The sequence below is a fragment of the Shimia sp. R11_0 genome, assembly GCF_017744035.1.
GTDB classification, from domain to species: Bacteria; Pseudomonadota; Alphaproteobacteria; order Rhodobacterales; family Rhodobacteraceae; genus Shimia; species Shimia marina.
On sequence record NZ_JAGHQY010000019.1, the window covers coordinates 1 to 10,649 of the forward strand.

Consider the following 10,649-nt stretch of genomic DNA (forward strand, 5'->3'; position numbering starts at 1 on the left):
CGCTTCGCGATCCGTGAAGGCGGCCGCACCGTTGGTTCCGGTGTTGTGTCCAAAATCGTCGAATAATCAGAGCATCTGATACGCGAAACGAAAGAGCCGCCCAACGGGGCGGCTCTTTTGCGTTGGGCCGTCTTTTTATCAGAGGCGTATAAGAGATGGTCAGCCCGCCGTGCCTTGGCTTTTCATTTCCAATAAAGACGCTAACCTGCGTCAGGCGAAAAACTGAAAAGACCTGTCTGATATGCGTTTGTTGTTCCCTTTATTGATGGTTGCACTGCCCGGTGCAACGGCGGTGGATGCTAAGCCGCTTGTTTCCAGCAGTGAAGAGACGCTGGAGAGTGTCTGTTTGAGCTATGCGGATCAGCCTGAGCGATTGATTGAGATCTGTGGGGCGGCGCTTGAAGCCTCTGGCGCCACTGAGGCACAGCGCTTGAGAATGCAGGATTCTCTGGCATGGGCCCATCAGAACCTTGGCAATCATGAAGAGGCACGTCGTCTGTTTGAGGCGATGTATGCTGCAGCACCGGGGTCCGATCTTGCGCTCAATGGGTTGGGTTGGAGCGATTTCATGCGAGACGATTACGCGCAGGCCGCCATCTGGTTTGAAAAGGCCATGGCGGTCAACCCTGAAGCGCAGGCGCTGGCTGGTCTGGGCAGCAGCCTGTACCGGGCCGGGCAAGCCTCGATTGATCAGGCGGTGGGCTATCTGGATGCGGCAATGGCGATTTCGCCGGATTACCTGTGGGCTCTGCGGGAGAAGGGCTGGCTCTACATGGAGGAGGGGCAGCCCGGTTTGGCGCAAGGCGTGTTTGAAGAGGCGTTGGATCTGTCCCCTGACGATGAAAACGCAGCTTATGGCATTGCGTATGTGCTATCTGACAAGGGGGAGTGGCAGGAGGCCTTGGGGTTCGTCAATCGCGCGTTGCAGGTGGACCCGACCTATCTTTCTGCGCTGTCGCGGCGCTCGCTGATATTGTTGAACCTGGGTCGTCCTGCGCAGGCGATGCGGGATGGTGAAACCATTGTGGCTCTGCTGCCTGACAACAGTGATGGGTATGTGCGTGTTGCGCGGGCTCAGGCGCAGATGGGGCGGACAGGGGATGCCTTTGCAACATTGGATACAGCCAAAGATAAGCTGGGTTATGAGGCTTATTTGAACTATTGGCGGGCGTCATTGCTGTTTGATGATGGGCAAAATCAGGCCGCATTACAGGCCATTACAGAGGTTTTTGAGAACGGCGAGGCGGATTATTTCGATCATGAGTTGCGGTCGCAGATTTTGTTGACAGAAGAGCAATATGTGGAAGCGCGGCAGGCGGTGAACCACTCTATCAGTGTTTTCCCGGATGAGGAGTGGCTGATCTATTATGACGCGCTGACGCTGATCGGAGAGAAGGATTTTCAGGCCGCAGAACAGCGGTTTGATCAGGCTGTGGACGCCGGTCTTCCACAGGAGGAGCTCGGGTTTTTCCTCAAGCAACTGGTGGGGGCGGCCCAATTTGTTCAGGCCATTCAGATGCGTGTGCGCTATTCGGAGAATGACGGCTGAAAGCTGCGCCCTGACGACGGTCAGTGGTTTGGGTTTTCACTAGGTTTGCCGAGGGCTGTATCTGCGGCGTCGGTGATGTTATCCAGCGCGCTCTCAATGCTGAGGCGTAGGGTTTCCATCTGTTCCTCAGAGGGCTTGCGTGGGACCGCATCGGTCCATTCCGCGCAGGTGATGACTCCGCGTGAAAAGGGCAGGGGCAGCATTTGTTTGTCCCATGTCGGGAAGCGGATCACGCGTTTTTGGGCAAAGGCTACGGTGAAGACACGCGCGCCAGAGGTGCGCGCCCAGATGATGGGCACCGTGGAGGATACGCGTGCTGGGCCGCGGGGGCCATCTGCGGCGATGCCGATAGAACAGCCCTGTTTGATGCGTTTGAGCACCTCGCGGGACAGGGTGACATGACGCTTGTGGCTGGACATGGGAATGGTTTCCCAGCCGAGCCGCACAAGAATCTGGCCCGCCAGCCGTCCAGCCCTTGCCGCAGAGGTCAGCGCACAGATGCGCGCACCTTCGGGGGCGTTGAACATGAAGGGCGCCATGATCAGGCGTTGATGCCAGACCACGAAGATCACCGGCTCGCCTCGGGCCACGCAGGCATCCATCTCTGCACAGCCAGTCCGGTCAAACCGCGAGGTGCGAAAGGCGAATCGCACATAGTGGGCAAACAGACCTTCCACTGCGCTGTTGAGCCGTGGATTGTTGGCGATTTTCTTGCGGAGACTTTTCAGGGACACGGGGCGCTTACCTCTTCACTATGGGCGCTTCTTACATCGCTTGCACAAAGCTGGCCAGAGTTGTGGTTTTTGCGCGTTTTCCCTCTTGCCACTGGCGCGGCACTGCACTACGAAACTCCCCACGTTAGGGGTATAGCTCAGTTGGTAGAGCGACGGTCTCCAAAACCGTAGGTCCCGGGTTCGAGCCCTGGTGCCCCTGCCATTTTCCCAAAGTTTAAATTTGCCTTAAGACAATCAGTTGCTGAGACTGTGGTGGATTTTGCCTGAGTCACAAATCCAGATCATCTTTGATGAAGTCATACAGATTCTGGTAGATGCCCTCACACTTTTCTCCGCGCACACATTGGGGCGATGTCGCTGGGGCGGCGCGAGGTGCTACAGGTGGAGGCGTGGGTTTGACTTTCGGCGGCTGAGCAGTGCCTGTGGGCGGCTTTGGGGGCGTGGGCTGTGGTGTCGAGGCGAGCGTGTCTAGCGGGGCCAGGCGGTTGAGGCGCTCCATTAAGTCGAAATCTGGCACGCCATCAGCGATCAGGTGATGCGCCACTTCAAAGCGCGTGATTGCCTGTCGTGTAGGGCCATCTAGCGTGCCGGTGGCGCTGCCTTTCAGATACCCAAGGGCGATCAACTGTTGTTGCATTAGGGTGATGTCCGCCCCATGCAATACAAAGCGGCGCTCACGTTGTTCAGCGCCGCGGGCATCGGTTTTTGGGCCGTTGAGGCATTGCCAGTAAGGTACGCCGGAATGGCGCCCGAGCAGCTCAATCAGGCCGAGTTCAATCAGGTTGCGCACAGCCTGTCCCTGACTTTCCAGTCGGACGATGGAAATGGGTGCGACGATATCGGCGGAGGCAATGGTGCCCCCAACCGTGCCGGTGAGGCCCCGGCGGGTCACAACCATGGAATTTGAGACCGAGCCGCCGGGCAGGACCTGACGGCTGGGATATTGCACCAGATGCAGATCCACGGAGACCACGGAGAGCGTGCGACTGTTGCGGTAAAGCGAGGTGGTAAAGCCGCGATCCCCATCCAGATCATGACCAATACTGGCATTGCGCACGGCGGTGTCTGAATCCACCTGAGAGATCGCGCCACGGATATAGAGATTGGGCTTCACTTCGCCCTTTTTGCGGGTGGTGATCAACTCCAGCTGACCAAAGCCAGAGATCCGCGCCTGATCCAGAAAGACATACCGCCCGCTTTTGCGATTCATTTGGTTGAGGGCGTTGACCAGCATGTCATCCGCCCCGACAGAGACGCTGCGGGTTTCGTCGGGAATGTCGGAGGAAGAAACCAGATAGCGTCGTTTGGGCAATTGCGCCAGTAATCCGTCCATGCAGGTTAGCGCGTGAGAAAACGACGTGAAGTTGCGCGTGGGCCGGGCATCAGGCTGTGCCACCGCGGGCGTGAAATCTGCCCGTGAGGCAGCACATCCGCTCAGAAGGCCACAAATCAGGGCAGACTTTATGCCATGTCCCACACCACCACGGAAAAACGCTGCGCAACCCACAAACACCACTCACCAAACACACCAAAAACACAGTGCTATTGAGTCTGCGCAAAATGCGTTGACGATGTCTGAACGGGCGCTCGGCATTTGAGGTAAATTTGCCTGAAAACGCGCTGATTCCGCTAACCTTTGGCTAACGGATTCATGGGACTATGAAGGGGTCTTTCCTGTGTTTTGAGTTGAGGCAATGGTATGTTTCGGGTGTTGGTTTTGCCGCTTTTTCTTTCTTTCTTCCTGTCTGCAGCGGGCTTTTGCGCGCCGCCAGAACTCCCGGTGACAGCGGACCGCTGCGCCATTCATTTTGCTTTGACGGGCATGGTGGATGAGGGGTGTGTTGCTCCTGATGTGGCGACATTGGGGGCGGCACGGCGTTTGCCACCGGCTGGATTTGATCGGGGGGCGGTGGGATTGGACAGTGTGCCGCAAGAGCAGGGGTATTTCATCCGGTTCCCGTTCAATTCAGCGGATCTGACCGCAGAATATCAGGCCCATCTGGAGCGGTTGGGGCAGATTCTTGCGGCCCCTAAACTGGCGCAACATTGTATCAAGCTGGTGGGTCATGCCGATAGTGTGGGTGGCCCGGCTTTTAATATGCGTCTCTCACAACAGCGGGCACAGACCGTGGCCAATGTGCTGGTGGAGGCGGCGCAGGTGACGCGGGCGCGGATTGCCATTGAAGGTCAGGGAGAGCGCGCCTTGATCGGGGGTATCCCCGGGCCGCATCCTCTGAACCGGCGGGTGGAAATCATGGTGCGCCGCGCGGGCGGTGATCCATGCTAGCTAGGCGTGCGCGCCATCGAGTATGCAGAGCTCTTCTCTTGGCATGGGCCATGGTTTTTGCCGCAGTAGGGGCAGGGCAGGCGGATCTGCGCGGACAGAGCCATGTGGCGCTTGTGATTGGCAGTGATGCCTACCCCGGAGAGGCGGCCTTGCGTCATGCGCGTCAAGATGCGGCGCAGGTGGCAGCGCGGCTGCGGGCGCTGAATTATACGGTGGTGTTTCTGGAGAATCCGAAAAGGCGGGACATTTTGCGCGCGCTGGCGGTGATACAGGCCACGGCGACAGAAGCGGAACAGGTGGTGATCTACCTCGCGGGACATGGGGGCATGTGGGCAGGGGAGAGCTACTACGTGCCGGTGGATGCGGTGGCAGAGGGCGGTAGAGCCTTGAGGGGAGCAATGGCCTTGCCGGTGCAGACCTTTGCCAAAGTGTTGTCGGATCGTCCACGTCAGAAGATTATCTTTTTTGATGCCTGTCGTTCCCCAAAAAGCTGGGCGCAGGATGCGCCGCCAGCACCACATTTGGGACACACGTGGTTGGCGGGGCTGGCCCTTGTTTATGCGGCTGCGCCGGGAACGATGGCGTATGATGGGGCCAAGGGGCAAAGCCCTTTTGCGAGTGCGTTTTTGCGCCATGTGACGCCTATATCGCCTGATTTGCCCGCGTTGGTGCGCCAAATCCGGCGCGATGTTTTGAGCCAGACGCAGGGGGTGCAGGTGCCGTGGATGCAATCCGCCTTGTTGGTGCAGACCTATGTTCAGAAACTGCCGAAAAGTTAGACGTCGAGCCTAATAGGTTTCTGCTCCGGCGTGAAAACACCAATGGAGGTTGCGACACTAAGGTGCGTTGGGATCCTTGCCCCAGTCCGCATCCTGCATTTCGCGCAACCGTGATGCCGTGCGCTCAAATTCAAAGGTGCCTTCCCCTTCGAGATAGAGCATTTCGGGCTCTGCCGCGGCGGAGCAGATCAGGCGCACATTGGCCTCATAGAGCGCATCGATCAGCGTAACAAACCGCTTGGCCTCGTTGAAGTTGTTGCGGCTGAGGGCCGGAATGTCTTCGAGCACCAGCACTTTCACCGCATTGGCGATGGCAAGATAGTCGCCGGGGCCCAGCATTTTGCCGCAGAGATCAAAGAAAGATGCGCGTGCCACCCCATTTCGATAGGCGGGCAGGGTGACTTCGCGTCCCTTGACGGTGAGCACCAGCGGCGCGGTTTCGCCGCCTGTGAGATCTTCCCAGATGGCGCGCATCTGGGCGCGGGCCTCTGTGCCGGCTTGCACAAAGTACACTTGGCTACCTGCTAAACGATTTTGGCGGTGGTCGTTGGGGCTAACCAGCTCCCAAACCTGTAACTGCTCTTTTATGATGGCAATGAAAGGGAGGAAAAGTTGGCGGTTGAGCCCATTCTTGTAGAGATCATCCGGCACGCGGTTGGAGGTGGTGACCACCACCACCCCAGCGGCAAAGAGCTGTTCGAACAGGCGGCCAACAATCATTGCATCGGTGATGTCGGTGATCTGCATTTCGTCAAAAGCCAGCACACGCACGCTTTGAGCGACGCTTTGCGCGACTGGAAGAATGGCATCTTCGATGCCGTCGCCGCGCGCCTTATGCATGGCCTCATGGATTTCCTGCATGAAGGCATGAAAATGCACGCGGCGCACAGGCACGGAGAGATGATCCACAAAGAGATCCATCAACATGGACTTGCCGCGCCCCACACCGCCCCAGAGATAGAGACCTTTTACCGTGGGTGGCGTTGCCTTGCGAAACCAGGTTTTCTTAACCGGCTGCGCCAGCTCTGCGCGGATGCGTTCCAAATGGGGCAGAACCGCCACTTGGGCGTCATCTGCGGTGAGGCTGCCATCGGCAACCTTGGCGGCGTAAATCTCGGGCAGCGTGCTCATAGCTGAGTGCTTAGCCAATTGCAGGCGTAAGGAAAAGAGGCGTGTGAAGGGATATTACGGGTTGTGATGACGGGGGGGACAAATGGTGAATTGACGCGAAGTTGTGCATTTGTTCAGTATGCGCGGTGCCGCGACAGGAGAGAGATGATGGCCCAGAATGTTCAGGTGAGAACACCGTTGATGACCCCGGTTTTGATTGTGGGCTGTGTCATTATTTTGGTGAGCTTTGCCGTCAGGGCCAGTTTTGGGGTGTTTCAGATCCCCATTGCTGCGGAATTTGGCTGGCTGCGCAGTGAATTTTCTCTTGCGATTGCCATCCAGAACCTTGCCTGGGGGATTGGTCAGCCGATTTTCGGAGCCATCGCTGAAAAGGTAGGTGACCGCAAAGCGATTGTGTTGGGGGCGCTGACCTATGCGGCGGGGCTTGTACTCTCGTCCTTTGCTGTGACGCCCGAGGCCCATCAGATGCTGGAGATCCTTGTAGGTTTTGGCATCGCTGGCACGGGGTTTGGTGTCATTCTGGCGGTGGTGGGGCGGGCCAGCTCTGATGAAAATCGCTCGATGTCGCTGGCGATTGCCACAGCAGCAGGTTCTGCCGGGCAGGTCTTTGGTGCGCCGATGGCCGAATGGATGCTGTCTTTCATGAGCTGGCAGCAGACTTTTGTGGTATTTGCTGTGGCGATTTTGTCTTTGCTGCTGTTGTTGCCCCTGATGCGAGCCCCTGTTGCGGCGTCCAAAGCAGAGCTGCAGGAGAGCATGGGCACGATTTTGAAGCGGGCCTTTCGCGACCCTTCTTACACGCTGATCTTTCTGGGGTTTTTCAGCTGTGGTTATCAGTTAGCATTTGTTACTGCACATTTTCCCGCGATGATCACTGAGATGTGCGGGCCGATTGCGCCGGGGGGGGCGTTGGCCTCTTTGGGGATTACTTCCACTTCGGCGCTGGGAGCGGTGGCGATTTCACTGATCGGGTTGGCCAATATCGGTGGCACGCTGCTGGCGGGGTGGGCTGGCAATCACTTTCCCAAGAAGTATCTGCTCACGGGGATTTATACTGGGCGGACCTTGGCGGCGGCAGTGTTCATTCTGATGCCGATCACACCGACCACTGTGATTGTTTTCTCTGTGGTGATGGGCTCTTTGTGGCTGGCCACGGTGCCGCTGACATCGGGTCTTGTGGCCCACCTCTATGGTCTGCGTTACATGGGCACGCTTTATGGGATCGTGTTTTTCTCCCACCAATTGGGCAGCTTCCTCGGCGTATGGCTCGGCGGGCGGATGTATGACCAATATGGCGATTACACGGCCGTCTGGTGGGTTGGCGTGGCCGTGGGCGCATTCAGTGCGATTGTGCATCTACCAATCACGGAAAAGCGCGCACCGGCAGCTGTGGCGGCTTAAGACTCTGCTGGCCAGGCGGCTTCTGCTTCGGTCAGGAGACCCTCGGCCACCAAGCGATCTGCCCAGCCCCGTGGCGTGGTGAAATGGTGGGTCTGCCAGCCACGTGCGGCAGCGGCGGCAATATTGTCTGCCCGGTCATCGGCAAAAAGCAGGCGCTCAGGGGCGATGCCGCTGTCCGCCTCCACATGAGCATAGATCGCCGGATCCGGCTTGATCAGTTTCAGCCGCCCGGAGACATATTCACGGTCAAACCGCGTGAGGAACGGGTAGACCGCCTGTGACAGCGGGAAGTTGTCATGACCAAAATTGGTGAGCGTGAAGAGGGGCACCCCCTTGTCGGCCAGCGCGTTGAGCAGATGTACGCTGTGGGGAATGGCTGGGGCGGCGAGATCGTTCCAATTGTCATTCCACATGCGCAGTTCAGCGGCATATTCAGGATATTGAGGGATGAGGCTGTCAATCATTTCCGGCAGGGAGGCACCTGCGTCGATCTTCTCGTGATGGGCATGGATATTGGTGTCGGCAAAGAAAGCGCGCCGCCGCGCCTCGCCCACGGTGCGGTCATAGAAATCTTCTGGCTGCCATTTGATCAGCACATTGCCGATGTCAAAGATGACCACGTCTATCTGGCTCATGTCGCGCCCCTGATTGTCCCTGTTTTGCCCCTTGGGGGGCTGTATGGAGAGCCTACTGTGCTGGCGATGAGAGGCAAACCGATTTTTGCTGCACTGCCGCAAAAGCGGGTCTAGCGCCGTGCGCCGGGGCGCTGCACCTCACCGGGGTTTGGAGAGCGTGCCTCGCGCCAGAAGACAAAAAGACCGGAGCCGATGATCAATGTGATGCCCACCCATGTGGTGGCGCTGGGCCATTCGTCAAACAAGACAACGCCAAACACCACAGCCATGGGCATGGCGGCATATTCCAGTGGCGCAAGCAGGCTGGCCTCTGACAGGCGGTAGGCCTGAGATATGAAGAAGCCGCCAAAGGCAATGGAGGTGCCGATCAGGATCAGAACAGGCCAATCGCCAAGCGCAGGCATATGCCAGGGGCGCAGCAGGAATTGCAGCATTTCGCCGCCACTGTCCGCCCATCGACCATGTCCCAGAAACAGGCCAACGGTGCTGGAGACCAGAATGAAGGTGATCTGAATGAAAATCGACATGGTGGCCGCGCTTTCGGTGTTGCCGATTTTACGGGTCAGCACATGCAGCAGGGCATAGGCCACAGCTGCCACCAGTGGCAGCAGCAGGGCGAGGTTGAAGCCATCGGCGCCGGGGCGGATCATGACCAAGACGCCGAACATCCCCACACCGACCGCAGCCTGACGACGCGGGCCGATGGTTTCTCCCAGCAGTAATGCGCCAAAGGCGGTGATCAAAAGCGGCGCCACAAAGAAGACCGCCATGGCATCGGCCAGCGGCAGGACCGCAAGGCCCAGAAAGAAGGTGGTATTGGCAAAGACAACGCAGCATCCGCGCAGCAGGTGCATGCCCAGACGTTGGGTGCGCAGGGCGGACAGGCCACCTTGAAATGGTACGATTACCACCAAGAGAATGGCCAAACCCACCAGAGAGCGGATCAGCACAATCTGATGCAGGGCATAATCGCCGGACAGGAACTTGATGGCCGCATCATTGATCGCAAAAAAGAAGACGGCGATCAGGGCAGAGAGCGGGCCAAGAGGAATGCGATTGGTCATAAACACCTGATGTCGCCTGCGGCGCTTACGGTCTAGGCCAAAAGCGACCAAAGGCACATTTTTAATAGATTTTTTGAGCTCTATGGTGTGCTGGGTCTATTTTGTCATGGCTTTGACCACGGCTTTTGCGATGGGGCCCACCATGGCTGGTGCCAGCGCGCCAAATGGGTCGCGTGCCATGCTTTTTAACGCTTCAGACGCGGCTTTGGCCTCTTCGACGGCCACACGCAACTCCGCTTCGATATCTTCGATGGCCATGTCGCGCACTTCAGCCACTGCTGTCGTTTCTTCGCCGACAGTGGATTTTGCGGCAAGGCCAATGAGGAGCGCTGTGAGTGCGAGGTTGACCAGCGCCACAATCAGAGCGGAGGCGGCGGGCGAAAGGGATGTGGAAAGGGCGAAATAGGCGGCAAGATTGAGCATGATCAGACCCACCGCAGCGGCGATGCCTGCCGCTGCCATCAGGCCGGTTTGGCGTCGCAGTACAGCGAGGTGACGCTGTGCGATCAGGCGTTCTGAGCGCAGGATGATGGAGATGTTACGCGACAGGCGGTTCATTGTGGCGCTCCTTATTTGCTGCGGCCGAGCAGGAAGCCGACGGCAAAGATGCCCAGCCCCAGCAGAAGTGCATTTTTATGTGGAATCTGATCAAGCTCTTCGAGCAGGTCGGATAGGTTATCTTCCCACGGCTGACTGTCTTCGGAAGAAGGGGCCCCAGTGTTCGCCTCCGTTGAAGACGTCTCTGCATCCTCGGAGCGCGCGGCTGTGGTGCGGCTCTCATCAAGCTGTTTGCGCAGGTCTGCCAGTTCGGCTTCCAGCTCTGCTTTGGTGGCCATGGTGTCTGTCCTTTCGGGGCCCGCTGAGGGCGGGAGGAAATCGGATGCGTGTTAAGCCGGCCTGCAACCTTGGGCGTCGACGTTGAGTTTTGCACGCCGTATACGGGGAAAGCCATCTCTATTTTCCGCCTGCGTGCGCCCCAATCGGGAACCGCGTCGCCCCTTTTGTCACCGCCCACCCACCCGCCCCGGTAACAAAAGGGGCGATGCGGAGGTTTTGGTCAGCCCTTGGC

The 10,649-nt window shown here is 58.2% G+C and carries 12 protein-coding genes and 1 tRNA gene; 6 read left to right on the top strand and 7 right to left on the bottom strand.

What is annotated here, in order from left to right; translation table 11 throughout:
• Positions 1–66: hypothetical protein (locus J7382_RS19650; RefSeq protein WP_209070628.1), on the top strand; the 66-nt coding region annotated here is incomplete at its 5' end.
• A gap of 175 nt (positions 67–241) precedes the next feature.
• Positions 242–1,549, top strand: a complete 1,308-nt coding sequence (locus J7382_RS19655; protein ID WP_209070691.1) for a tetratricopeptide repeat protein — start codon at positions 242–244, stop codon at positions 1,547–1,549.
• A gap of 20 nt (positions 1,550–1,569) precedes the next feature.
• On the opposite strand, the gene J7382_RS19660 is transcribed toward J7382_RS19655, so the two are convergent.
• Positions 1,570–2,283 (bottom strand): DUF374 domain-containing protein, encoded by a 714-nt coding sequence (locus J7382_RS19660; protein WP_348540059.1) that lies wholly within the window; start codon positions 2,281–2,283, stop codon positions 1,570–1,572.
• Positions 2,284–2,409: 126 nt separating this feature from the next.
• Here J7382_RS19660 and J7382_RS19665 point away from each other — a divergent pair.
• Positions 2,410–2,485 (top strand) — tRNA-Trp (locus tag J7382_RS19665).
• Positions 2,486–2,551: 66 nt separating this feature from the next.
• On the opposite strand, the gene J7382_RS19670 is transcribed toward J7382_RS19665, so the two are convergent.
• Positions 2,552–3,616, bottom strand: coding sequence for a peptidoglycan-binding domain-containing protein (locus tag J7382_RS19670; protein WP_209070692.1), 1,065 nt, complete (start codon positions 3,614–3,616; stop codon positions 2,552–2,554).
• 366 nt (positions 3,617–3,982) lie between these two features.
• Between J7382_RS19670 and J7382_RS19675 the strand changes: the two genes are divergently transcribed.
• Together J7382_RS19675 and J7382_RS19680 are read left to right on the top strand one after the other, a co-directional pair.
• Positions 3,983–4,570 (top strand): OmpA family protein, encoded by a 588-nt coding sequence (locus tag J7382_RS19675; RefSeq protein ID WP_209070693.1) that lies wholly within the window; start codon positions 3,983–3,985, stop codon positions 4,568–4,570.
• Positions 4,571–4,620: 50 nt separating this feature from the next.
• Entirely contained in the window at positions 4,621–5,349 is a 729-nt protein-coding gene (locus tag J7382_RS19680; protein WP_209070694.1) for a caspase family protein, read from the top strand.
• Between the two features lie 57 nt (positions 5,350–5,406).
• Here J7382_RS19680 and zapE read toward each other — a convergent pair whose 3' ends face one another.
• Entirely contained in the window at positions 5,407–6,480 is a 1,074-nt protein-coding gene (gene zapE / locus J7382_RS19685) for a cell division protein ZapE (protein ID WP_209070695.1), read from the bottom strand.
• A 147-nt stretch (positions 6,481–6,627) separates the two neighbouring features.
• Between zapE and J7382_RS19690 the strand changes: the two genes are divergently transcribed.
• A complete protein-coding gene (locus tag J7382_RS19690) occupies positions 6,628–7,881 on the top strand; it encodes an MFS transporter (RefSeq protein WP_209070696.1) in 1,254 nt (417 codons plus the stop codon).
• On the opposite strand, the gene J7382_RS19695 is transcribed toward J7382_RS19690, so the two are convergent.
• The 4 genes from J7382_RS19695 to J7382_RS19710 all read right to left on the bottom strand — a co-directional run bounded on the left by J7382_RS19695 (position 7,878) and on the right by J7382_RS19710 (position 10,416).
• A complete protein-coding gene (locus J7382_RS19695; RefSeq protein WP_209070697.1) occupies positions 7,878–8,516 on the bottom strand; it encodes an HAD-IA family hydrolase in 639 nt (212 codons plus the stop codon). The genes J7382_RS19690 and J7382_RS19695 overlap by 4 nt on opposite strands.
• A 110-nt stretch (positions 8,517–8,626) precedes the next feature.
• A complete protein-coding gene (locus tag J7382_RS19700; RefSeq protein WP_209070698.1) occupies positions 8,627–9,580 on the bottom strand; it encodes a DMT family transporter in 954 nt (317 codons plus the stop codon).
• Positions 9,581–9,676: 96 nt separating this feature from the next.
• Positions 9,677–10,138 carry a hypothetical protein gene (locus tag J7382_RS19705; protein ID WP_209070699.1) on the bottom strand — a complete coding sequence of 154 codons (462 nt, stop codon included), beginning with the start codon at positions 10,136–10,138 and terminating at the stop codon, positions 9,677–9,679.
• 11 nt (positions 10,139–10,149) lie between these two features.
• Complete coding sequence (locus J7382_RS19710; RefSeq protein WP_209070700.1) at positions 10,150–10,416, bottom strand: hypothetical protein; 267 nt, start codon at positions 10,414–10,416, stop codon at positions 10,150–10,152.
• Positions 10,417–10,649: the final 233 nt, after the last annotated feature.